This window comes from Demequina flava, assembly GCF_000975035.1.
Lineage (GTDB): Bacteria > Actinomycetota > Actinomycetes > Actinomycetales > Demequinaceae > Demequina > Demequina flava.
In genome coordinates this window covers 984,191-1,005,203 of the sequence record NZ_BBRA01000001.1, presented here as the reverse complement: position 1 = coordinate 1,005,203, position 21,013 = coordinate 984,191, and the positions used below count along the sequence as shown (strand labels likewise).

24 protein-coding genes are annotated in these 21,013 nt (G+C 65.8%); 8 read left to right on the top strand and 16 right to left on the bottom strand.

The window, feature by feature from the left end; translation table 11 throughout:
• The first annotated feature begins 53 nt into the window (after window positions 1–53).
• Window positions 54–707: a TetR/AcrR family transcriptional regulator gene (locus AOP74_RS04770; RefSeq protein ID WP_061961198.1), complete on the top strand. Its 654-nt coding sequence runs from the start codon at window positions 54–56 to the stop codon at window positions 705–707.
• Between the two features lie 124 nt (window positions 708–831).
• Here AOP74_RS04770 and AOP74_RS12335 read toward each other — a convergent pair whose 3' ends face one another.
• Both AOP74_RS12335 and AOP74_RS04760 read right to left on the bottom strand, forming a co-directional pair.
• The gene (locus AOP74_RS12335) at window positions 832–1,911 is read right to left on the bottom strand and encodes a lytic polysaccharide monooxygenase (protein WP_061961197.1); all 1,080 of its coding nucleotides are present in this window, start codon (window positions 1,909–1,911) and stop codon (window positions 832–834) included.
• Between the two features lie 139 nt (window positions 1,912–2,050).
• Entirely contained in the window at window positions 2,051–3,310 is a 1,260-nt protein-coding gene (locus tag AOP74_RS04760) for a hypothetical protein (protein ID WP_061961196.1), read from the bottom strand.
• An 81-nt stretch (window positions 3,311–3,391) separates the two neighbouring features.
• Here AOP74_RS04760 and radA point away from each other — a divergent pair, with 81 nt between their 5' ends.
• A complete protein-coding gene (radA, locus tag AOP74_RS04755) occupies window positions 3,392–4,765 on the top strand; it encodes a DNA repair protein RadA (protein WP_061961195.1) in 1,374 nt (457 codons plus the stop codon).
• A gap of 5 nt (window positions 4,766–4,770) precedes the next feature.
• On the opposite strand, the gene AOP74_RS04750 is transcribed toward radA, so the two are convergent.
• Window positions 4,771–5,397 carry a hypothetical protein gene (locus AOP74_RS04750; protein ID WP_061961194.1) on the bottom strand — a complete coding sequence of 209 codons (627 nt, stop codon included), beginning with the start codon at window positions 5,395–5,397 and terminating at the stop codon, window positions 4,771–4,773.
• A gap of 62 nt (window positions 5,398–5,459) precedes the next feature.
• On the opposite strand from AOP74_RS04750, the gene AOP74_RS04745 reads away from it, so the two are divergent.
• Window positions 5,460–6,368, top strand: a complete 909-nt coding sequence (locus tag AOP74_RS04745) for an iron-sulfur binding domain-containing protein (protein ID WP_439645050.1) — start codon at window positions 5,460–5,462, stop codon at window positions 6,366–6,368.
• Window positions 6,369–6,460: 92 nt separating this feature from the next.
• Here AOP74_RS04745 and AOP74_RS04740 read toward each other — a convergent pair whose 3' ends face one another.
• A complete protein-coding gene (locus AOP74_RS04740) occupies window positions 6,461–7,474 on the bottom strand; it encodes an aldo/keto reductase (protein ID WP_061961193.1) in 1,014 nt (337 codons plus the stop codon).
• A 189-nt stretch (window positions 7,475–7,663) separates the two neighbouring features.
• Between AOP74_RS04740 and AOP74_RS04735 the strand changes: the two genes are divergently transcribed.
• Window positions 7,664–8,047, top strand: coding sequence for a DoxX family protein (locus tag AOP74_RS04735; RefSeq protein ID WP_061961192.1), 384 nt, complete (start codon window positions 7,664–7,666; stop codon window positions 8,045–8,047).
• A 150-nt stretch (window positions 8,048–8,197) separates the two neighbouring features.
• Here the strand turns inward: AOP74_RS04735 and AOP74_RS04730 are convergent, their stop codons facing one another.
• Window positions 8,198–10,777, bottom strand: coding sequence for an ATP-dependent Clp protease ATP-binding subunit (locus AOP74_RS04730; protein WP_061961191.1), 2,580 nt, complete (start codon window positions 10,775–10,777; stop codon window positions 8,198–8,200).
• A 218-nt stretch (window positions 10,778–10,995) separates the two neighbouring features.
• Between AOP74_RS04730 and AOP74_RS04725 the strand changes: the two genes are divergently transcribed.
• Both AOP74_RS04725 and AOP74_RS04720 read left to right on the top strand, forming a co-directional pair.
• On the top strand, window positions 10,996–11,607 hold the full coding sequence (locus tag AOP74_RS04725) for a hypothetical protein (protein WP_061961190.1): 612 nt from the start codon (window positions 10,996–10,998) through the stop codon (window positions 11,605–11,607).
• Window positions 11,604–11,837, top strand: coding sequence for a helix-turn-helix domain-containing protein (locus tag AOP74_RS04720; RefSeq protein WP_061961189.1), 234 nt, complete (start codon window positions 11,604–11,606; stop codon window positions 11,835–11,837). Before AOP74_RS04725 ends, AOP74_RS04720 begins: the two co-directional genes overlap by 4 nt.
• Here AOP74_RS04720 and AOP74_RS04715 read toward each other — a convergent pair.
• Entirely contained in the window at window positions 11,834–12,496 is a 663-nt protein-coding gene (locus tag AOP74_RS04715) for a response regulator (RefSeq protein WP_061961188.1), read from the bottom strand. The genes AOP74_RS04720 and AOP74_RS04715 overlap by 4 nt on opposite strands.
• Entirely contained in the window at window positions 12,493–13,755 is a 1,263-nt protein-coding gene (locus AOP74_RS04710) for a sensor histidine kinase (protein WP_061961187.1), read from the bottom strand. The genes AOP74_RS04715 and AOP74_RS04710 overlap by 4 nt, the downstream gene beginning before the upstream one ends.
• Window positions 13,756–13,942: 187 nt before the next feature.
• Between AOP74_RS04710 and AOP74_RS04705 the strand changes: the two genes are divergently transcribed.
• On the top strand, window positions 13,943–14,908 hold the full coding sequence (locus tag AOP74_RS04705; RefSeq protein WP_061961186.1) for a DUF4190 domain-containing protein: 966 nt from the start codon (window positions 13,943–13,945) through the stop codon (window positions 14,906–14,908).
• Between the two features lie 72 nt (window positions 14,909–14,980).
• Here AOP74_RS04705 and dtd read toward each other — a convergent pair whose 3' ends face one another.
• From dtd to AOP74_RS04660, 9 genes are all read right to left on the bottom strand, one after another.
• Window positions 14,981–15,406, bottom strand: a complete 426-nt coding sequence (dtd, locus tag AOP74_RS04700; RefSeq protein ID WP_061961185.1) for a D-aminoacyl-tRNA deacylase — start codon at window positions 15,404–15,406, stop codon at window positions 14,981–14,983.
• A gap of 5 nt (window positions 15,407–15,411) precedes the next feature.
• The gene (locus tag AOP74_RS04695) at window positions 15,412–15,753 is read right to left on the bottom strand and encodes a DUF2516 family protein (protein ID WP_061961184.1); all 342 of its coding nucleotides are present in this window, start codon (window positions 15,751–15,753) and stop codon (window positions 15,412–15,414) included.
• Window positions 15,754–15,783: 30 nt separating this feature from the next.
• Window positions 15,784–16,215, bottom strand: coding sequence for a type II toxin-antitoxin system VapC family toxin (locus AOP74_RS04690; RefSeq protein ID WP_061961183.1), 432 nt, complete (start codon window positions 16,213–16,215; stop codon window positions 15,784–15,786).
• Between the two features lie 3 nt (window positions 16,216–16,218).
• A complete protein-coding gene (locus AOP74_RS04685; protein ID WP_061961182.1) occupies window positions 16,219–16,479 on the bottom strand; it encodes a type II toxin-antitoxin system Phd/YefM family antitoxin in 261 nt (86 codons plus the stop codon).
• A gap of 165 nt (window positions 16,480–16,644) precedes the next feature.
• On the bottom strand, window positions 16,645–17,787 hold the full coding sequence (gene ygfZ / locus AOP74_RS04680) for a CAF17-like 4Fe-4S cluster assembly/insertion protein YgfZ (RefSeq protein WP_061961181.1): 1,143 nt from the start codon (window positions 17,785–17,787) through the stop codon (window positions 16,645–16,647).
• Window positions 17,788–17,844: 57 nt separating this feature from the next.
• The gene (locus tag AOP74_RS04675) at window positions 17,845–18,405 is read right to left on the bottom strand and encodes a heme-binding beta-barrel domain-containing protein (protein ID WP_236683718.1); all 561 of its coding nucleotides are present in this window, start codon (window positions 18,403–18,405) and stop codon (window positions 17,845–17,847) included.
• Window positions 18,406–18,534: 129 nt separating this feature from the next.
• Window positions 18,535–18,993: a DUF4395 domain-containing protein gene (locus AOP74_RS04670; protein WP_061961180.1), complete on the bottom strand. Its 459-nt coding sequence runs from the start codon at window positions 18,991–18,993 to the stop codon at window positions 18,535–18,537.
• Between the two features lie 14 nt (window positions 18,994–19,007).
• Window positions 19,008–19,442, bottom strand: coding sequence for a thioredoxin family protein (locus AOP74_RS12035; RefSeq protein ID WP_082095991.1), 435 nt, complete (start codon window positions 19,440–19,442; stop codon window positions 19,008–19,010).
• Between the two features lie 12 nt (window positions 19,443–19,454).
• Window positions 19,455–20,189 carry a hypothetical protein gene (locus AOP74_RS04660; protein ID WP_061961179.1) on the bottom strand — a complete coding sequence of 245 codons (735 nt, stop codon included), beginning with the start codon at window positions 20,187–20,189 and terminating at the stop codon, window positions 19,455–19,457.
• Window positions 20,190–20,248: 59 nt separating this feature from the next.
• Between AOP74_RS04660 and AOP74_RS04655 the strand changes: the two genes are divergently transcribed.
• A complete protein-coding gene (locus AOP74_RS04655) occupies window positions 20,249–20,980 on the top strand; it encodes a winged helix-turn-helix transcriptional regulator (protein WP_061961178.1) in 732 nt (243 codons plus the stop codon).
• Window positions 20,981–21,013 lie beyond the last annotated feature (33 nt).

The window sequence follows — 21,013 nt, the reverse complement described above, 5'->3', positions numbered from 1 at the left end:
TCAACTGATTACTACAAGAAAGTACGTTAGTTATCGGTTGATAACATGTCAAGATGTCCGCCTCCGAGTTTGACCCAACGACCGCTCCCGCAGGGCGCGGTGAACGCCTCAGCGCGGACGTGCGCCGCGAGCAGATTCTTGCCGCCGCCTCCGTGGTCTTTGGCGAGCGTGGCTACTCGGGAGGCACCACCGATGCCATCGCGCGCCAAGCCGGCGTATCCCAGGCCTACGTCGTACGAATGTTTGGCGGGAAAGAAAAACTCTTCCGAGCATCGGCCGAACGCGCCGCCCAGAAGGTTGTCGACGCGTTTCGCACCACCATCGCCGACTTCACCGGCGACGAGGCCCCGCACGACAGGACCCTGGCGCTGTCGGTGGCGTACATCAATCTGGTGGTCGACCGTGGCATCCTGCTGACGCTGCTGCAGTTGTTCTCGTTGGGCCACGACGAGGGTCTCGGGTCCCTGGCACGGCAGTGCTTTCTCAGGGTCTACCGGGTGGTTCGCGAAGATGCCGGGTTGAGCCCCGAGGAGGCCAACGCGTTCTTCGGCCGTGGCATGCTTACCACCATGCTGCTCGCGATGCGCATGCCGGACGCCGCGGGCGACCCTGCCGCCGACGAACTCATGGCCTGCACCTTTGGCGAGACCTCGACCACGCTGATCGAACTGTCGCGGGGCCAGATTCCGCTGGACGGCGGCCGCTAAGCACTGCCGGCGCCCGTGCCGCCCTTGCGCCCGGGCGTGCCCGCACTCCCCAGTGGGACCTGAGGGTCACTTCTGAGCAAGAAAGTGACCCAGGTGCCCTACTGGGGAGGCGGATTGAAACGCTCTAGCGAGGATCCGCGCACTGGCCGATGAATTCCCACGGCCCCCAGGTCTGGTTGGCCGGCTCCTGCTGATTCCACCAGCGCGCCTTCCACTTCCCGCTGGCAAAGAACACGGTGTCGCCGCCGATGTAGACGCGTCCCGGCTCGTAGTCCGGGGTGCTGCACGTGGGCAGGCCGGTCGACGTGGGTGACGGCGAGGGCGTCGCCGTCGGACTCGACGTCTGCGTAGGTGTTGGCGACGGTGTGGATGTCTGCGTGGGCGTCGGTGTTGGCGAAGGGGGCGTGGGATTGCCGCATTCGCCCAGGTTGTTCCACGGACCCCACTGGCCGCCGGGGGTCTCGCCCTGGGTCCACCACTTCGCGCTCCACTCGGAACCGTTGTAGCGGACGGTCTGGCCACCGTTGTAGACGGTGTCGGCGTTCCACGCCGGCGCGCATTCAACCGGGGTGCCGGTGGTCGTCGGCGTGGGGGTAGGCGTGGGTGTGCCCGTCGACGTGGGCGTCGGGGATGGCGTGGGGTTGGGGCCGCCCTCGCCAATGGTGAGGTCCACGCAGTTGTAGAACGCCATGGCTGTGTCCGCGATGTTCCAGCGCGCGAGGATGGTGTGATCGCCCTCAGGCAGGCCGGTCAGGGTGTGCTGGATGTTCGACGGTGGCTGCTGGCCGCCCTGATCGTAGGTGGCGAAGAGCTCACCATCTACGAAGTACTCCCATGTGGCCGTTGAGTGCGCGGCGGTCAGCTTCCACTGGAACGTGACGTCCGTGCCGGTCTGCGTGCGCGGCCAGGGCAGGGACTCGTCATCGAGGACTGCGAAGTCGGAGCCGCCTGAGCACAGCATGGAACCCTTGGGCGCTTCAACGGATTGCGGCTCGTAGGCGATTCGACCGCAGTCGAAGGACGTGGTGCCTGCGGCACAGTGATCCTGCCGACTCGGCGGAGACGTGACCCACCCGTGCGCTGCGGCAGGGGTGGAGGTGACGGCCGGAACCACGATGACAGCGAGAAGCGCCGTCAGAATCGCCGCCATGGCGAGTCGAGTTCCGCGACCGTGCACCAGACCAGCAATGGTCATGGTGTGCATCGATCACTCCCAGGTTGAGGTGAAGATGCGCGGTCTAAGACCCGGTGGCCAGCACTGGCGCCGGCGCGCACCTCTTCCTGAGGGTAGGAACGAGCATGAGGCCGCACAATTGTGGCAAACCCCTATGTGGTGGTCTCCCTTACAGCGGGAACTGCCCGTAGAACGATTCGATCTGGTCCGCGGGGCCTGTGAGTTCGAAGACCGCCGTGCCATTTCGCCACATGTAGCTCGTGGGATCACCCTCGAGAGTCACGCGTTCGCCTACTTCCGCACCGCCCACGCTCACCGGTTGCGGGTCCGATCCGCCCTCAGACAGCGCCGCGTACTGATCCGTCGCGTCCTCTTCGTTGAAGTGCTGGATGGAACGCACCGCGAACTCGCTGGTGCCATCGGAGTACGTGACGTCGTTGACCTCCGCGGGCGTGACGCTGAGCCCTGCCTCTTCTGGGTCAACCGGAGTTGCGTCCGTCATGACGTATGCACCAACCGTGCCCGGCATGGCCGCCAGGAAGTCAGTGGGGTCCTCGAGAGTGATGGGATCGCCAGCCGCCTCCGCGGGCGCTTCGATGAGCACTTCTGGGGTCAGCGTCACGTCCTCTGCCGTGAAGAACGCCTGGTAGACGGCAAACCCGATGCCGCCGAGCACGAGCAGTCCCACCACAACGAGGAACGGTGCTCCGGCGTACCAGGGCGTTGGCTTCTTGTCGCCGCTGGCCTCGTCTTGGGGAGGCAGCGCGCCATCTGAGCCGTCCGCACTTTGTGCGGAAGGAGCATCGGCCGATGCTGCGGGAACCTGAGGTTCATACGCCGGGCCTTCGTCACCAAAGGTGGGCACGGGTGACATGACCTCCGTGGCGTCGTCCGGTTGGTCAGGGGTGGGCGCCGAGTCGGTCGAGGGCGCCGATGCCGGGGACGCAGGGGACACGGGCGTCTCCGGAGAGCCCTCGTGGGGCGTGGTCGCGGACCACTGCGACGCGGATTCGGGGGCGTTGTTGCGGGGGTCGCCGGCGACCCATCCTGGCCGTACTGCTCCCGGCTTGTTCTCGGGTTCAAAGGATGTCACCTGCGGAACACCTCCTAGGGGTGTGGGTGCGCCCGAGGCCGACAGCGAGGCGGAACGCACCGCCGAATCCCCCAGTTCGCGAATGGCGTCGGCACTGGTGGCGGGGGCGTCACCGTCAGCTGGCTGCCACGGGTTGGCGCCTGGGGCTGGCATGACCTCGTCGGTGGAGGGCTGCTCGACGGGCGCGATGACCTCGCCGTCCTCGCCGTCAATGGGCACCGGCACACGTGGGATTGACCCCGTGGTGGGCAACGACGGCTTGGAGGGTGCGACGGGTTCGCGCTCCGCGTTGACAGGGGCCCACGTCACTGACTTGCCGGATTTGTCCTGCACCATGACCCCAGCGTACGGCGCAGGTACGACACGGGCGTGACAGACGTGCCCGCGCGTGTCACAGGGCACGGATACCGTAGGGCCATGCCCTCCGCGACCCGTTCATCCAAGCCCGCATACCGTTGCACCGAGTGCGGGTGGAGCGCCGTGAAGTGGGTCGGCCGCTGCGGCGAATGCCAACAGTGGGGAACGGTTGAAGAAGCCGGGGCCGCCCCTGCTGGTCCTGCGACAAAGGCGACCGCTGCGACGAATCCCGCGACCGCGATCAGCGACGTTGACTCGACGGCTTCGGAACGGAGATCGACAGGTGTCGCGGAGTTCGACCGCGTGCTGGGCGGCGGACTGGTCCCCGGTGCGGTCATCTTGTTGGCGGGCGAGCCGGGCGTCGGTAAGTCCACGCTGCTGCTCGACGTCGCTGCGCGGGCAGCTCGGGAGAAGCAGAAGGTGCTCTACGCCACCGGTGAAGAGTCGGCCGGACAGGTGCGCCTGCGCGCCGAACGCATCGACGCCCTCGAACCGGGCCTCATGCTTGCCGCCGAGACCGACCTCGGCGCGGTGCTCGCCCACATCGACCAGGTGGCACCGCAACTGCTGATCGTTGACTCGATCCAAACCATCGCATCGGCACAGGTGGATGGCGCCCCGGGTGGCGTGAGCCAAGTGCGTGAAGTCGCATCCGCGCTGATCCAGCAGGCCAAGAGCCGCGGATTCGCGATGGTGATCGTGGGGCACGTGACCAAGGACGGCTCGGTCGCCGGGCCGCGCATCGTGGAGCACCTTGTCGACGTCGTGTGTCAGTTTGAAGGCGAGCAACATTCGCAGCTCCGCCTGCTGCGCGCCATCAAGAACCGCTTTGGCTCGGTCGATGAGGTGGGCTGCTTCCAGCTTCACGACACCGGAATTGAAGGCGTTGCCGATCCGTCCGGACTGTTCTTGTCGCGAGAGGGCACGCAGGTGCCGGGCACGTGCGCAACGATCACGATCGACGGCAAACGCCCACTGCCCGCTGAGATCCAGGCGCTCGTGGCGCCCAGTGCGCTGAGCAATCCGCGGCGCGCGACGTCAGGCATCGACTCCGCGCGGGTCTCTATGATCCTGGCCGTCTTGCACCGGCGCGTGGGCCTCGCGGTAGCTGCGGATGATGTCTACGTCTCGACGATTGGCGGGGCCCGCGTGACCGAGCCTGGAGCCGATGTCGCCCTTGCCTTGGCGCTCGCATCCGCACGGGCCGATGCTCCGGTGAAGGCTGGTTTCGCAGCCATCGGGGAGGTGGCGCTTTCGGGCGCGGTGCGGCCAGTGAACGCGATGGCGCAGCGGATCTCGGAAGCGGCGCGGCTTGGCTTCACGGACGTGATCGTGCCGGATTCCGGTAGCGCGGACAAAGACCCGGCAGGGATCCGAGTGCACCGGGTGTCGACCTTGCGCGACGCCGTGGCTGCCGCGATCCCGCGAGAGTAGCGGTGCTATTCCACCATCGTGAAGGGCACCGGCTCTGCGGCGATCCCGCCAACCGAGACGGCGGCTGAGTACGTTCCGGCGCGCACATCGCTGATGGGCCCGCCACAGTCCTCGTCCTGCCAGATGCCTGGCCACACCACTTGGAGTGCTTCCTTGTCGCCCTCTTGCAAGATCCAGGTCTTGGATTCGAACCCGGGGTCTTCAGGGCACCATGACGTCGAGTAGTACTGGTCGCTTCCGGAACTGATCGCGAGCTCCGTGCCATCCGCATCTGTGGTGAGCGTGCACGGCGTGATGCCCGTGTGCTCGATGCTGAGGTCGAAGGCTGGCATGGTCCCGATCGTGGGGGACTCAGGTGACGGAGTCGTGGTGATGGTGATGTCGTCACCGGTGCACGGTTGCGAGGGATCGTCGAGTGCGATCGCCTCGCCCGCAGAAGTCGTCACCGTCGGTTCGGGGCTGCCGGAGACCTCTGGCGTCGATGCACTGTCGCCGGAGTCACCGCCCAAGAACGCAGACACGATGAACCACCCGCCCACCACGATCGCGGCGATCACAACGATGACGAGGACGCGTCGGAACCAATACACCTGCGGCGGCTGATCGCCGACCGGGTGCTTGAGGGATCCCATCGCTCCTCCTCGGGTGGTTTGTTGCAACCGTAACCCCCGCTGTGCCCTGGAACAATGAAGCCATGCCGCCTGTCGCCACCATTGATTCGCGCGAGCACGCCGACATGGATCCGCGCGTGCGCGAGGTGATCTCCTGGTTTGAACGCAACGCCCGCGATCTGCCCTGGCGGCACGCGGACTGTTCACCGTGGGGCATCCTCGTATCTGAGGTCATGCTCCAACAGACCCCGGTGGTCCGTGTCGAGCCGGTGTGGCGACGGTGGATGGAGCGTTGGCCCACTCCCGCCGCGCTTGCCGCAGGTACCCAGACCGATGCCGTGCGCGCTTGGGACCGCCTGGGCTACCCGAGACGTGCGCAGCGCCTGTGGCAGTGTGCGACTGCGCTGGTCGAGCGCCACGACGGCGAGGTGCCGCGCGACCACGACGACCTCCTCGCACTCCCGGGCATTGGTGACTACACCGCGAGCGCCATCAGGGCCTTTGCCTTCGGCGAGCGCTCCGTCGTCCTGGACACCAACATCCGGCGCGTCATTGGCCGCGCGTGGCACGCCACAGCGCTCCCGGCCACCCACCTCACCCGTACGGAGCGGGAGGCGGCGGCTGAGCTCGTGCCAGCATCGTCCCATGATGCCGTTCAGTGGAACGCGGGGTCGATGGAGCTGGGCGCGCTCGTCTGCACGGCGAGGGCGCCTCGGTGTGGCGAATGCCCGCTCCGCGATGACTGCGCGTGGGTCGCGGCAGGTTCTCTTGGCCTGGATGAGGCGCCGCGGCGGACACAGGCCTGGCACGGCACCGATCGTCAGGTGCGCGGCCGCATCGTCGGTTTGTTGCGGGCGGCCGATGCTCCGGTCGCCATCGCGGCGAACCCCACTTTGGACGATGTATCCCCTGAACAGTTAGGGCGATGCGCCGAGTCGTTGGTGGCGGACGGCCTCGTGCGTGCGTGTGGGGACGGCACGTACGAGTTGTAGCGCTCGCCTCGTCGCGCTAGTGGGACATGAGTGCACGGGGCCGTGCCTCAACGTGCACTCATGTCCTACTGACGGTTGCTTCGGACGATTTGCTAAGCGCGGTGCGTCCCGTGGACTGCGTGCGGTTCGATCGCCGAGATCTCATCCTCAGTGAGCGCCGGGAAGTCCAGCGAAGCGACGGTGTCGCGCAACTGCTTGGCAGAGGACGCCCCCACCAGCGCGGACGTGACGTGGTCGCCACGGAGGACCCACTGGATAGCGAGCTGTGCCAGTGTCTGGCCGCGGTCCTTGGCGATCTCGTTGAGCGCGGTGACCCGCTCGATGTAGGTGGGCGTGAGCTGGTTTTCGCTCAGGAACTGCGAGTGCGTGGCGCGCGAGCCCTCGGGAACGCCGTTGAGGTACCGGTTGGTCAGCATGCCCTGCGCGAGCGGGGAGAAGACGATTGAGCCCAGGCCCTCATCCTCGAGGGTGTCGAGCAGGCCGTCTTCTGGGGTGCGCTCGAACATCGAGTACGGGAACTGGTTGATCAGGATCGGGGTGCCCAGTTCGCGGGCAATGCGGACCGCTTCGCGGGTCTGCTCGGGTCCGTAGTTCGAGATACCGGCGTAGAGCGCGCGCCCGGACCGCACCGCAGTGTCGAGCGCGCCGATGGTCTCCTCAAGCGGCGTCTCGGGGTCAAAGCGGTGCGAATAGAAGATGTCCACATAGTCCAGCTGCATGCGATTCAGCGACTGGTCCAACGAGGACAGCAGGTTCTTACGCGAACCCCACTCGCCGTAGGGGCCGGGCCACATGTAGTAGCCAGCCTTCGAGGAGATGAGAATCTCGTCACGGTAGGGCGCGAGGTCCTGAGCAAAGATGCGCCCAAAGTTCTCCTCTGCGGAACCGGCCGGCGGACCGTAATTGTTGGCGAGGTCGTAGTGCGTGACACCCAGGTCGAAGGCGGTGCGAATGGTCTCGCGCATGGTGTCGGTGTCATTGGCACCACCGAAGTTGTGCCACAGCCCAAGGCTGACGCCCGGAAGCTTCAGTCCGGACTTGCCGGAGCGGCGGTACTGCATGGTCTCGTAGCGGTCGTCAGCGGCGACGTGGGGGTTGTGGCTCATGGTCGCCAGCGTACGCCCGGCCGATGTTCGCGGTCGAATCGTTTTGGCGTTCCCTAGGTGGGTCTTCAGTGGCGATATCCCTCTGTTCCTGCGTCGCCAATGAGCCAAATGGAGACATTTGCGGGGAAAGAGAAGGGGTGGCTGCAATAGTGTGTCCATCACAGCAGGTTTCAACTGAGGAGGACCATCATGGATGCAGCGCTGTGGGTCGCTGTCATTGCCCTTGCCGCCGTGTTCATTCCGTCGGGCTTCGTGCACGCCTTTAGGGGAAAGAAGCGCTCGATTGAACTCGGTCAGGAGTGGGCGAACGACTTCGATGACAAGCAGATTCGGTTGATCGGTGCCGCCGAGATTGTCGGTTCCGTCGCCGTCGTCCTGTTCCCCATCATCGGCTTCATCCCGTGGATCGTTCCGGTCGCGGCCGCGGGCCTCATGGTCATCGGTGGAGGCGCGACGTACATTCACATCCGCCGCGGAGATCCGCTGGCGAACATCACCGTGCCGGCGTTGCTCATGGTGATTGCACTGATCGTCTTCGTGGGCCGCATCGGAGAATTCTCGCTCGGCAACTAAGCGCGCACCCGGACCCTGGGACACCAGTGCACGGGTGAGCGTTCACGCGAGCACCTATGTCCCATTGACGGTTCACTGTCGCCGCGGTGACAACGTAAAAGGCCCGGTTCCCACTGAGGGGAACCGGGCCTTTTACGTTGCTAGGCGGAGTTACTCGCCTGACTTCTTGTCGTCCTCAGAAGCGGGAGCCTCATCGGTCGCAGCCTCGTCCTCACGGCCACCGACGCGCACTTCGCGCTCTTCGGCCGGGATGTCGGCGTCGCTCAGGAGGTCCTCGCGGTCGATGCCGGTGAACGTGAACTCGCCCAGGATTCCTTCGCCCTCGGCGTCAACCTGGACCAGCTGGCCCGAGGTGACCTCGCCAAAGAGGATCTTCTCCGACAGCGGGTCCTCGATCTCACGCTGCAGGGCACGGCGCAGTGGTCGTGCACCCAGGACCGGGTCGTAACCCTTCTCCGCAAGCAGCTTCTTGGCCGCGTCGGTGAGCTCGATGGCCATGTCCTTGTCGCGCATGCGCTCGTCGAGGCGGGCAACCATCAGGTCGACGATCTCGACGATCTCGTCCTGCGTGAGCTGCGGGAAGACCACGACGTTGTCGACACGGTTAAGGAACTCAGGCTTGAAGTGCTCCTTCAGCTTTCCGTTCACCAACTTGGTCATCTCGTCGTAGGTGTGGCCGGTCTCGGACTGCACCGAGAAGCCAGTCGCCTGACGACGCGAGATCGTGTCGGCACCGAGGTTGGTCGTCATGATCACGATGGTGTTCTTGAAGTTCACCTCGCGGCCCTGCGAGTCCGTCAGCTTGCCGTCTTCCAGGATCTGGAGCAGCGAGTTGAAGATGTCCGGGTGGGCCTTCTCGACCTCATCGAACAGCACAACGGAGAACGGCTTGCGGCGCACCTTCTCGGTGAGCTGGCCGCCCTCTTCGAAGCCGACGTAGCCGGGAGGGGCACCGAACAGGCGAGCAACGGTGTGCTTCTCGCCGTATTCGGACATGTCGAGCGAGATCAGTGCGTCCTCGTCGCCGAAGAGGAACTCGGCAAGGGTCTTGGCGAGCTCGGTCTTACCGACACCGGTGGGACCGGCGAAGATGAACGAACCACCAGGACGCTTCGGGTCCTTCAGGCCGGCACGGGTGCGGCGGATCGACTGAGCGAGAACCTTAATGGCCTGCTCCTGACCGATGACGCGCTTGTGCAGCTCGGACTCCATGGACAGCAGTCGCGAGGACTCGTCGGAGGACACGCGGGTCACCGGCACGCCGGTCGACATCGCGAGCACCTCAGCGATCAGTTCCTCATCGACAACGGCGGCCACGTCGAGGTCGCCGGACTTCCAGGCCTCTTCCTTCTCCGTGCGCTCTTCCGACAGGCGGCGCTCCACGTCGCGGAGGTTTGCGGCCTTCTCGAACTGCTGCTCGTCGATGGCAGATTCCTTCTCGCGGCGAACCTCGGCGATCTTCTCGTCGAGGTCACGCAGCTCAGGCGGGCTGGTCATGCGGCGAATGCGCAGTCGCGCACCGGCCTCATCGATCAGGTCAATCGCCTTGTCCGGCAGGAAGCGGTCGGAGATGTAGCGGTCGGCCATCTGGGCGGCGGCCACGATGGCCTCGTCCGTGATTGTGACGCGGTGGAAGGCCTCGTAGCGGTCGCGCAGACCCTTGAGGATCTCGATCGCGTGCGACAACTCGGGCTCAGGAACCTGGATGGGCTGGAAGCGACGCTCCAGTGCGGGGTCCTTCTCGACGTGCTTGCGGTACTCGTCGAGCGTGGTGGCACCAATGGTCTGCAGCTCACCACGAGCGAGCATCGGCTTCAGGATCGAGGCCGCGTCAATCGCGCCCTCGGCCGCACCGGCACCCACGAGAGTGTGGATCTCATCGATGAACAGGATGATGTCACCGCGAGTGCGGATCTCCTTGAGGACCTTCTTGAGGCGCTCCTCGAAGTCACCGCGGTAGCGCGAACCGGCCACGAGCGAACCGAGGTCCAAGGTGTAGAGGTGCTTGTCCTTCAGGGTCTCGGGCACGTCGCCGCGCACGATCGCCTGGGCCAGTCCCTCGACCACGGCAGTCTTACCGACGCCGGGCTCACCGATGAGGACAGGGTTGTTCTTGGTACGGCGGCTCAGGACCTGCATGACGCGTTCCTGAATCATCTCGCGGCCCACGACGGGGTCAAGCTTGCCCTCGCGAGCTGCTTGCGTGTAGTTACGGCCGAACTGGTCCAGGACGGTCGAGCCAGCGGGCGTGCCCTCGGCGGGACCGGCGCCAGCGGTGGCCGGCTCCTTGCCTTCGTAGCCGCTCAGCAGCTGGATGACCTGCTGGCGCACCGAACCGAGGTCCGCGCCCAACTTGTCGAGAACCTTGGCTGCGACGCCTTCACCCTCGCGGATGAGGCCCAGCAGGATGTGCTCGGTGCCGATGTAGTTGTGGCCCAACTGCAGAGCCTCGCGCAGCGACAGCTCCAGCACCTTCTTCGCGCGCGGCGTGAAGGGGATGTGGCCAGACGGGGCGTGTGAGCCCTCGCCGATGATCTCCTGGACCTGCTCACGCACGGCGTTGAGGGAGATGTCCATCGACTCAAGTGCCTTGGCGGCAACTCCCTCGCCCTCGCGGACAAGACCCAGCAGGATGTGCTCGGTACCGATGTAGTTGTGGTTGAGCATGCGCGCTTCTTCTTGCGCGAGCACCACAACCCGCCGGGCCCGATCAGTGAACCGTTCGAACATTTCTGCCTCCTAAGACCAGCCAGCCGATGCGCGGGGTCGCCACACCGGACTGGTATCTGCTGTCCAGGCTAACCAGGGGGAGGGGTCGGATATTGCCGTGTTCGCTAGGGGCATGAACACTACGCCGTGAGCGTGATGAGGGCCGATGCTGGCTTGCGCGGACGCCGACGCGGGCTTATCGTTTGTCGATAATAACGATAAACGATAAGGAGCGCGTCGTGAAAGCCACACCTCAACTCGACCGGGCCGATCGCTTCGGCATGTACCTGTCCATCGTGGTTGTCGCCGTGGGGGCGATCCTCGCAATCGCACCCACGGTCGATCGCCTCATCGAGGTGGGCGATGGGACAAACGTGCCCGTCACGGTGCCATTGACCGACGAGGTGGCAACGCTGCCTCTGGGGCCCGACGGTGCCGAGGTGGGCGTGACCGTCGATACGGCGACTGTCGTTGTAGGCGATCCGGCGCCGGCCACACTCTTCGCGCTGTATGCCGAGCCCATTTGGGACGCCCTCACGGTCCTCACAGGTGCTGCATTCGCCGTGATGCTGTTCTTGCGACTCGCCCGCGGACGAGCATTCCAGCGCGGGACGTCGCGTCTCATCTATTTCGGCACTGGAGTCCTGCTCGTGGCATGGTTCATCGGAGCCATGCTGACAAACATGACGACTAACGGGGCCATCTCAGCGGTGAGTGACTACACCTACGAGAACTCGGTTATCTACGAGACGACTCTCCTGCCGCTGTTTGTCTTCATCGTGATCGGGGCCTTCGCCGCTGCATTTCAGATCGGCGAGAAACTGCAGCGTGACACCGAGGGCTTGGTATGAGTCCCGCTGAGCCCACCGAGGATACGGGCATTCACTGCCAGCTCGACGAGTTGCTCGAGGCTCGAGGTATGACTCTCACTGCGCTCAGCGAGGCGGTGGGAGTGTCCGTGGTGAACCTGTCGGTCCTCAAGAACGACCGTGCCAAGGCGATCCGCTATTCGACACTCGCGGCCATCTGCGACGCGTTGGACTGTGAAGTCGGGGAGCTATTGGTGCGCACCCCGCGCTAGCGCGCTCGTTCCACGAGGACAGCAATCTCCTCGCGGCTACCCACGCCGAGCTTGGTCCGAATGGAGTCGAGTTGGCTCTTCACTGTTGACTCGGACACGTACATCGCTGCAGCGATATCGGCGGTCTTGGCGCCGGTAGCCACGTGAGCGGCGACTTCTCGCTCGCGCTCGCTCAGGCGCTCGAGCAAACCCTGAGCTTCTTCATGCCGGGACACTTCGCGCCCCTGGGTGAGTTGCGCGATAAGAAGAGGCTGACAGTGCGGCGACACGTAGCTGTCACCGCGCGCAACGTGGCGAATGGCTGCCTCGAGGTCCTCGACGGCGTACTCCTTGGGCACAAAACCGGCGGCACCGGCCCGCAGCATGTCCATGAGGACGTCATCGTGTCCCAAGGCGGTCAGCGCGATCACGCGGGTAGAAGCGTTCACCGTCCCGATGGCAGTAGTGGCTTCGATTCCAGTCATGCCCGGCATGCTGACGTCCATGAGCGCGATGTCGGGACGCGATGTCCGCACTGCCTCCACGGCGGCTGCGCCGTCTGCCGCCTCGCCAGTGACACTGACGCCCGGGCAGGTGTCCAGAATGAACCGCACTTGCTGGCGCACCATGGGGTCGTCATCGACAATGAGGACGCGCGTGGTCGGGGAGGTCTCGGTCATGAGCCCAGGTTAGGGTCTGGCGCTGACACGTCCGCTGCCTGAGGTTCGCCGTGGGTCAGCCACGGCAAGGTCACGTCCACGATGAATTCGCCCCCATGTTCGCCAGCCCACACCGTGCCCTGAAGCGCGGCGGCGCGTTCCCTTATGCCCACCAGGCCGGCACCGGCGCCCTTGGCGGCCGAAGCATCGGCCCGAGGTGAAACCGGGTTCGCGACGCGTAGGCGAACACCTGTCGTGGGGCCAGCTTCGAGGTAGAGCGATACGGCATGCCCGGGGGCGTGCTTCACGGCGTTGGTGAGCGTCTCCTGGACAAGTCGATAGACGGTCGCGTCGAGCACGTCGGGAGCATCGGCTGCGCCATCGAGAATCACGATCGCATCGACAGGCGTGCCCGCAGTTCGCGTGGCGCTGATGATTTCGCCCACTGACCGCATGGACATCCGCGGTGCTGGGGGCGCGGCGGGCTCCGTGCGCAGGTCTTGAACCAGGGCACGCACGTCCGTCAACGCATTGCGCACTTGCGCTTGCAGTTCGCGATTGAGCTCGGCTGCGCGTGGGTCGCCCTGAGCGATTGCTCGCTCCACATTGGCACTCATCATCGACACGAGAGCCAGTCTGTTGGTGAGGCCGTCGTGAATCTCGCGGGCGAGGTCACTGCGTTCGCTCTGGCGAGCGAGCTCATCCCCAAGCTCTGTTGCCAAGGTGTGTTCGGCATCGGCCCTCTTCCGTTGCTGCTCGGTAGTCCGACGCCCGACCACAACGGCAGTGAGCGCATACAAGGCACCCAAACTGCCTAGCGCTATGACGCCCGTCAACACCACGTCTCCGGTGCTTCCGCCGTCTGTCTCCAATGCGGCTTGGTCGCCCCACACGGTCAGGGCCTCGCGCACCCAAAACAGCGCGACGACTCCGGCTGCGCCCGCACCCCACGCCATCCGCCGTCGCGGCGTCGCGGCGACCATGACGTGGTGAACGCCGATCAAGAAGAGCAGGTACTCCGCACCGAGAAGCGCCAAGACAGCGCCTGCAATCACGGCGATCAGCGGATGAGAGCGACGGAAGAAGACCGACACCCATGCGATGAGCCCGATGATCCACAGGAGCGCGGCGGTATCCGTGGCCTCGTCGCCGTTCCACGATGCGGGCACGTTCATCACCGCGATCGTGGTGACGAAGAATCCAATGACGTATAGCCCCACGTCCCACAGGCGCAACGCGGCGGAGGGCCGATGCGCGGGTGCAGTGGGAGCGGAGGTCATAGCAGTCACTGTAGGCGGCAGGTGTGACGTGGTCCTCCGCCGATCGGCCAGACCTTGTGTCCGATCGGACACCCGCCTGTGTCCAAAGGGCCGATGCGGCGGTGACCTTGGTTTCGCGACAGTGAGAGTGCCCCGGAGATGGGGACGCGGCATCACGTGATGTCGTGCAATCAAGGACGAGGACATCATGACTCAGAACCCCACACCCCCCGCGCCCCCTGCTGGCGCTCCGCAGCCCCCCGCCGACGCGAGCAAGGACGCAGCGCAGAGGAACACCATCGGCCTGATCGCGCTGATCACGGCGATCGTCGGCTTCATCTTCGCCTGCATTCCCGGCGCGCTCATCATGGGATGGATCCTGCTGCCCACGGCGTTTGTGCTCGCGGTCGTCGCCCTGACGCGCAGCGGCCAAAAGAAGGGCATGGGCATCACTGCTCTCATCCTCTCGATCGTCGGCACCATCGTCGGTGTCTTCGTCTTCATGGCCGTCGCAGCGGGCGCCGTGTCCGACGCCTTTGACGAGGCCGGCGGCGGCGACACCACCGTCGTGACCGAGGACGAGGCCGCTGATGAAGAAGCCACCGATGACGCTGATGGCGCGGACGCCGCTGCTGACTCTGAGGCCGCTGATGAAGAAGCCACCGATGACGCTGATGGCGCGGACGCCGCTGCTGACTCTGAGGCCGCAGAAGACGAAGCCGCGGAGGCTGAAGACGTCGCCGAGGCCGGTACTCGGGACAACCCGCACGCCTTCACTGACGCCGTCCAGAACGACAACTGGACTATTGCCTTCACGGACTTCAACGGCAATGCCAACGACGAGGTCGCCGCCGCGAACCAGTTCAATGACGAGGCCGCCGACGGCACTCAGTGGATCACCGTCGCTGTCGACGCGACCTACACCGGCGCGGACACCGGCAACACCTTGGAGCTGAGCTTCGACTACGTGACCGCCGATGGCACGGTCATTGGCGCGTATGACTCGATGGCATCCGGGCTTGAGCCAGACTTCGACAACTTTGCGGAGCTGTACGAGGACGGCACCGAGTCCGGCAAGATTGGCTACCTCGTGCCGGACAGCGTTGATGGCCTCCTGCGCGTCACGCCGGGTCTGTTCGGTGACGACGCATTCTTCTCGCTGCCCACTGAGTAATACCGGCGGCGAATGAAGCGGGCCGGGTGGCGACTGAGGGGCGTCACCCGGCTTTGTCGCGTGTGCGCGGCGCTAGGCCTCGACCAGAATTGTCATGGGCCCATCGTTGACGAGCTCGACATCCATCATCGCGCCGAAGACGCCGGTGCCAACGGTCAGGCCACGCTCGCGAAGCGCCGCAACGACGGCCTCGACGAGCGGCTCCGCGACATCGCCAGGGGCTGCACCGTTCCACGATGGCCGCCGGCCCTTCTTCACATCCGCGTAGAGCGTGAACTGGGACACCACGATCACGGGGGCGTCGACATCACTGGCCGACTTCTCGTCGTCCAGGATGCGCAGCTCCGCGATCTTGCGCGCAATCGTGGCGACCTGCTCGGGACCGTCCTCGTGAGTCGCGCCCACGAGCGCCACAATCCCCTGCCGGTCAAACGAGGCCGTTACCTCACCCGCAACCGTGACCGAGGCGCGCTTGGCACGCTGAAGTACGGCGCGCATCGGCCCTACCAGCCGCCGGAGGACTGGTTGCGGCCGCGCGAGGGCGGACCGCCAAACTGCGAGACCTTGGGGCGCACGTCCACGAAGTAGACCATCACGGCCACAACCGCCGCGATGCCGAGGATTCCACCGATGCCACCGCCCGTGCCTAGGGGCCACGGCAGCGCGAGGAACGACACGATGGTGGCGGCGCCCAGGATGATCAGCCAGATCATCTTGGACTGCTTGCCCGCGGCTTGAAACGCGGAGTCGGCGCGGCGCGAGGCGTCGATGAGGCCCCAGATTGCGCCAATGAAGGCTGCGGTCGACAGGGCGAACACGATGAGATTCTGCAAGGTGCCGAACATGACTTCCCTAGCGGTCGAGTGCTGAAGAACTCAGGCCAGTGTAGGGGGAACGACCGTAAGGCCCTCCGCAGTCGCGGCAGCTGCGAGACGTGAATCCCACGCAGCGAAGACCATGTCTGCGTCAGTCAGTTGCATGGCGCTCGCGAGGTGGATGGCATCCCCAGCGCGTAGCGGACGGCGGTCCGTGAGGTCGCCGGAGAGGTCGGCCACGGCAGGGGTGACTTCGACCTTGGAAAGCGAAGGCCACAACTCGTTCCAACGGTCACGAGCTTGGCCAGCGGGGGCCGCGTCAAGACGGCCGATGCGCTCGGCCGCTCCCAACACGGAACGCACCTCGGAGTCGGCAATGCGGGAGGTGACCACGGCATCGGCCCGGCGCCATAGCGCCACCGCCAACGGTGAGCCCGTCTCGAGAACGCACAACTTCACCAGGGCGGATGTGTCGAAATAGACCAGCGCCACCGGTTACCTCCGCAGCCGGCCGAGCAGGCTGGACAGCGCGTCCTTGGCCGCCTCGGCTTCAGGCAGGCGCGGAACTGCGCGTGATTGTGCGGGCGGCGTGAGGACGCCGTCGGCCTCGAGCTGGGCCAGGAGCGACGTCGATTCCACTCCTCCGAGGCGCGCGATGGCGGTGCCACGCTCGGTGACAATCACCTCGTCGCCCGCCTTCACGGCGTCGAGCGCCTTGGTCAGGTCTTTTCGCAGCTGCGTCACTGTGAGTTCCACAGAGCCCACGGTAACGCGGGAGGGCGTCAATAGTCGGGCAGGCGCGCCATCGGCCCCGCGACGATGGGACACGAGTGCCCGCCTGAGCGTTCACACGGGCCCCTATGTCCCAATGTCCGGGAGGGGTGGGGAGGTGCGGGGAGTGGCGCGGAGGGAGGGGAGAGGCTAGGCCGGGACGTCGCCGCCGTCAGCGCCGCAACCCTTGCCCATCATGAGTCCACGCATCGTGGGACCGGGCTTGTCGGGGCGGTCGGCGGAGAAGCCGTCGGCGTTCACGATCAGTTCCTGATTCGCGGAAAGCTGCCCGCCGTCGGACGGCACGGTCAAGACGGAAGACGGGTCCACGGAGCGCTTCAGCACAGCAAGCGCGATGGGCCCGTACTCGTGGTGGCGCGCGACGGAGGTGACGCGGCCTACGACCTTCTCGTCCTCGCCCTGGGTCACGGGCGCACCGGCATCGGGCACCACGTGAGCGGAGCCGTCGAGGTGCAGCAGCGTGAGCCGGCGGGGCGGACGGCCCACGTTGTGAACCTTCGCGACCGTTTCCTGACCGCGGTAGCAGCCCTTGTGCAGGTGCACGCTGGTGCGGAGCCAGTCCAGTTCGTGGGGGAGGGTGGTCTCGTCGACCTCCGCGGCGGCGCGGGGGCGATAGGCCGCGACGCGCTCTGCCTCCGATGCCCACGTGCCCGCGAGCGACCATCCGGCCGCGAGGCGCTCGTCGACCTCGGACTCGAGAGTGTCGCGCGGGACCAAGACGAGGCGCCACGCGCGCTGCGACCCCGGGTGCGAGGTTGAGGGGTCCGCTGCGTAGGTGGTGCCACCGGTGCTGACGTTCGGCCATGGGTCGACCCATGTGACGGGTTCGCCCTCGGCTGCCGGGGAGGCGACGGCCTCTCCGAGCGCGGCCCAGGACTCGGTGACGTCGGCCACCTCGACGCGGAGCATGAACTTCATGCGGTCAAGGAAGGTGGCAAGCGCGGGGGCGGTCTCGGAAATCAACCAGGCGGTCTCGCCGTCGTCCACGATCCCCGCCACGTGCTCGATGCGACCCTGCGGCGACAGGATCATCAGTTCCGTCGATTCGCCGGGCGTGAGAGACCCGACCTGCTGCGTCGTAAGCGAGTCCAGCCACGACAACCGGTCGGGACCAGAGACGGTCACGATGCCGAGGTGCGACTGGTCAACGACCGCGCGGCCGCCCTCGAGGGCGCGTTGCTCCGCCGTGGGATCGCCGTAATGCCAGGCAACGCCAGCATCGGGACCGGACGCCTCGACGGCGCCGTGACGGGTGAGCAATGGTGAAGTCATAGCGGGTGAACGCCTCCAGGTGAGAAGAGATTCCACCCAGGGTAAGTGCCGGGAGGGTTAGTCCTCGACGCGGGTGAGTCGCGCGCTCATGTAGGACTGCAGTTCCTGGCCGAATGCGGCGAGATCCCATGCCCACATCAGCTCGCCCTCGACATGCCCATACATACGGGTTGCACCGCGAACTTCGGGGCCAGACTCCGTGGCGGCGGCGAAGCGCGTTGCCATGTCGATGCGACCGTTCCCGACCGCGCCCATGTAACAGGTGAGCACTCCGGAGGCCTCTGTCAGGACGATCTCCAGCGGGTGCTGGAAGTCCTCAAGCGTGACGCCCTCGGGTGCCTGCGGTGCGACGCGCCAAAATCCAGATTCGACGCTCCACACCTGGCCAGCCTCGTCGCCTTCGGCGCGCAACCACGTGGTGCAGGAGTAGGTCAGATAGGGGCCACCGTCGTGGTCGAACTCGACGTCTTGCAGGATCTCCGCCTTAGGGATTCCTGGGTAGTCGATCTCTCCGTGGCCCTGCCAGTGACCGACGAGCCACGCCAGAGGATAGACCTCCGGGGACATGTCGTCAGGGATGACGAAAGTCAACGCTGGGGGCTCTTCAGTAGGCGCCATCCGACGACACCTGTTGTCCAGGCGGCGCCACCAAAGGCGAGAACGGCGAGGACCGTGAAGACGGCTTCCAATGCAGTCATAGCGTCCGATGCTACTACGGCCGATGCCGTGAGTAGTCAGGCGGCGGGGTTACGCAGCGCGCGTGGTCGCCTTGCGCACCGCGAGGTAGATCTCGCAGCCCAAGCAGAAGTCGAAGACCGCGTTCAGGAACGATGCGACAAGGACCATCGCGGCGAAGATGAAGAACCCGACCGTGACCCCGAGCAGTCCGAGCACCAATGCGAGCGCGGACATCGCCAGTCCCATCTGCTGGGCGAAGCGGGGCGGGCGGAAGGACTCGGTCTCTAAAGGAGGGCCGATGCGGGGGCGGACCAGGTGCTTAAAGAGCCACGCCTGCGCGGTTGCCTGGGGACCAATGAAAGCGCCCGGCGCAAACAGGATCACGAGGATCGCCATTGCGGCCAGGCCGACTGTGGAGTCACCCGCGAGCACGGTGACGAGCGCCAGCACCAGCGTGATCGATGCACCGAAGCGCACGCCGCGCGGGTCAACCTGGTGGTCCTGCGGGGCTGGAGTTGTCTCAGTCATGGTGGGTCCTTCGGTCAGATCGTGTATTCGGTGCCGGCTGAGTGCACCTCGGCGAGCGCTTCGCGCGCCTGGTCGGGGGTGGGGGCGCCGTCCATGCGAGCGACAACGAGCCCGTCGCCGTCCAGGACGAGTGTGGTCGGAGTGCGCATGATGTCGAAGCGACGCGCAAGGTCGAGCCGCACGGACGCATCAATCTCGACATGTGCGACGTGCGGTTGCTCTCCCGCGATCGTGGTGAGCAGGCGCGCGGTACCAGGGCACTTCGAGCACATCGGAGTCGAGAACTGTACGAAAGTGGCGTAGTAGCCCCGCTGGGCGTCGAGCTGCTCGCTTGTTACAGCATCGGCCCTCGCGACGTGCTGAACCCGGCCCTGGCGGCGCTGCCACCACCAGTATCCGGCGCTCGCGGCAGCGAGCAGCCCGATGACGAGCGCAATGTTGAGGGTCATGATGAGTCCTACCTATCCGACGAGGAGGACGCCGCCCACATAGACGAGTACTCCTGAAGCCAGAACAGGGGTGACGCCCGAGGCTATTCCCGCCCATGCGTCGATGGGGCGCGGTTCACGGCGCGATAGTTCGTTCATCACGACGACCGCGCCGCCGGCGACGACGCCGACGAGTGCCCCCGCGTACCAAGGCATCGAGGTGAACAGGAAACCGAGCGCGGATCCCGTGATGAGGCCCGCGATGAGCGCAAGGATGCCGTTGACGTTGCCGCTACGGGTCAGGACCGATGCCACGGCTGCGACGGCCAGCGATGCTGCGGCTGCCACGACCAGGTCCTCCGCGCCCGCCGTGCGGTTCACGGCTACCCAGGCGGCGCCGGTCGCAGCGATCGCTCCGCCTGCCGCCGTGGCGCTAATCGCGGTGACGGCGCGCCCGCGGGGGCTGGGGTAGAAGACCTCCGTCAGAAGCGCCGCGATGGTGATGGCGGCAAGGGCCACCGCCATGTAGCGCAGGAAGGGCTCATTACGGCCGAGCGCGACGGCTGCCAGGGAGATCAGCGAACCGAGCGCGATCACGCCGGTACTGACCTTGGGGTGTGCGACACGGAGAAGTCGGGGCCAACCCACGGCCATGAAAGCCATGATGACGGCGACTCCGAGGGCTAGCCAACGGGTGCCTGCGACACCTGCGCCAGCCACGACAGCGGCGGCGACAGCGGTGATCGACGCACGTGTCGTGGGATTCATGGGGTTTAGTGTCGCAGAGTTCCTGCCGCTACAGTAAGCCCCAAGACGGAGGGCACGTGATGGCAGACCTACTGGTGCTGACCCCATCCCCGGATGGGGCGGATGATGTCCTGCCCGCGCTCGGATTGCTGGCGCACCGCGTGAGAGCGCTTCCGCCGGACCCCACCGCGATGCTTGACGCCTTCGATGCTGACGTCTTGATCGTGGACGGCCGGCACGATCTCGCCCAAGCTCGCTCCGACTGCAAGTTGGTTCAGGTGACGGGTGTCACCGCACCGATGTTGCTGGTGCTGCGTGAGGGCGGACTGTCGATCGTGAACGCCGACTGGGGCGCCGATGACGTGGTCTTGTCAGATGCCGTGCCCGCAGAGGTTGAGGCGCGCATCCGGCTGCTGATGGGCCGGGCCAATCAGGAAGATCCGCTTGAGAAGGCAGTCGAGTTCTCTCAGGGCGACCTCACTGTTGACGTGGGCGGCTACACCGCACGCCTCAAGGGTGTCCCCCTCGACCTCACCTACAAGGAGTTCGAGCTCCTGAAGTACCTGATGCAGCACCCTGGCCGCGTTTACACGCGCGATCAGCTGCTCCAGGAAGTGTGGGGCTTCGATTACTACGGCGGCACGCGCACGGTGGACGTGCACGTGCGACGCCTGCGCGCAAAGTTGGGTGCTGAGCACGAGCAGCTCATCGGCACCGTGCGCAACGTTGGCTACCGCTTTGATCCACCGCCGCCCAAGCCCGCGGCGAAGACGGACAAGAAAGAGTCGTCACCCAACCGCACGTCTAGGTAGTCTGGACCCCGTTCACCCGCACCCCGAGCGAAC

Excerpts from the sequence above, each read along its gene's own strand:
- ygfZ (WP_061961181.1), bottom strand. The coding sequence starts at position 17,787 with ATGACTTCACCATTGCTCACCCGTCACGGCGCCGTCGAGGCGTCCGGT.
- AOP74_RS04720 (WP_061961189.1), top strand. The coding sequence starts at position 11,604 with ATGAGTCCCGCTGAGCCCACCGAGGATACGGGCATTCACTGCCAGCTC.
- radA (WP_061961195.1), top strand. The coding sequence starts at position 3,392 with ATGCCCTCCGCGACCCGTTCATCCAAGCCCGCATACCGTTGCACCGAG.
- AOP74_RS04715 (WP_061961188.1), bottom strand. The coding sequence starts at position 12,496 with ATGACCGAGACCTCCCCGACCACGCGCGTCCTCATTGTCGATGACGAC.
- AOP74_RS04705 (WP_061961186.1), top strand. The coding sequence starts at position 13,943 with ATGACTCAGAACCCCACACCCCCCGCGCCCCCTGCTGGCGCTCCGCAG.
- AOP74_RS04735 (WP_061961192.1), top strand. The coding sequence starts at position 7,664 with ATGGATGCAGCGCTGTGGGTCGCTGTCATTGCCCTTGCCGCCGTGTTC.
- AOP74_RS04655 (WP_061961178.1), top strand. The coding sequence starts at position 20,249 with ATGGCAGACCTACTGGTGCTGACCCCATCCCCGGATGGGGCGGATGAT.
- AOP74_RS04740 (WP_061961193.1), bottom strand. The coding sequence starts at position 7,474 with ATGAGCCACAACCCCCACGTCGCCGCTGACGACCGCTACGAGACCATG.
- AOP74_RS04750 (WP_061961194.1), bottom strand. The coding sequence starts at position 5,397 with ATGGGATCCCTCAAGCACCCGGTCGGCGATCAGCCGCCGCAGGTGTAT.
- AOP74_RS12335 (WP_061961197.1), bottom strand. The coding sequence starts at position 1,911 with ATGCACACCATGACCATTGCTGGTCTGGTGCACGGTCGCGGAACTCGA.
- AOP74_RS12035 (WP_082095991.1), bottom strand. The coding sequence starts at position 19,442 with ATGACCCTCAACATTGCGCTCGTCATCGGGCTGCTCGCTGCCGCGAGC.
- AOP74_RS04730 (WP_061961191.1), bottom strand. The coding sequence starts at position 10,777 with ATGTTCGAACGGTTCACTGATCGGGCCCGGCGGGTTGTGGTGCTCGCG.
- AOP74_RS04675 (WP_236683718.1), bottom strand. The coding sequence starts at position 18,405 with ATGGCGCCTACTGAAGAGCCCCCAGCGTTGACTTTCGTCATCCCTGAC.
- dtd (WP_061961185.1), bottom strand. The coding sequence starts at position 15,406 with ATGCGCGCCGTACTTCAGCGTGCCAAGCGCGCCTCGGTCACGGTTGCG.
- AOP74_RS04745 (WP_439645050.1), top strand. The coding sequence starts at position 5,460 with ATGCCGCCTGTCGCCACCATTGATTCGCGCGAGCACGCCGACATGGAT.
- AOP74_RS04670 (WP_061961180.1), bottom strand. The coding sequence starts at position 18,993 with ATGACTGAGACAACTCCAGCCCCGCAGGACCACCAGGTTGACCCGCGC.
- AOP74_RS04695 (WP_061961184.1), bottom strand. The coding sequence starts at position 15,753 with ATGTTCGGCACCTTGCAGAATCTCATCGTGTTCGCCCTGTCGACCGCA.
- AOP74_RS04770 (WP_061961198.1), top strand. The coding sequence starts at position 54 with ATGTCCGCCTCCGAGTTTGACCCAACGACCGCTCCCGCAGGGCGCGGT.
- AOP74_RS04760 (WP_061961196.1), bottom strand. The coding sequence starts at position 3,310 with ATGGTGCAGGACAAATCCGGCAAGTCAGTGACGTGGGCCCCTGTCAAC.
- AOP74_RS04710 (WP_061961187.1), bottom strand. The coding sequence starts at position 13,755 with ATGACCTCCGCTCCCACTGCACCCGCGCATCGGCCCTCCGCCGCGTTG.
- AOP74_RS04660 (WP_061961179.1), bottom strand. The coding sequence starts at position 20,189 with ATGAATCCCACGACACGTGCGTCGATCACCGCTGTCGCCGCCGCTGTC.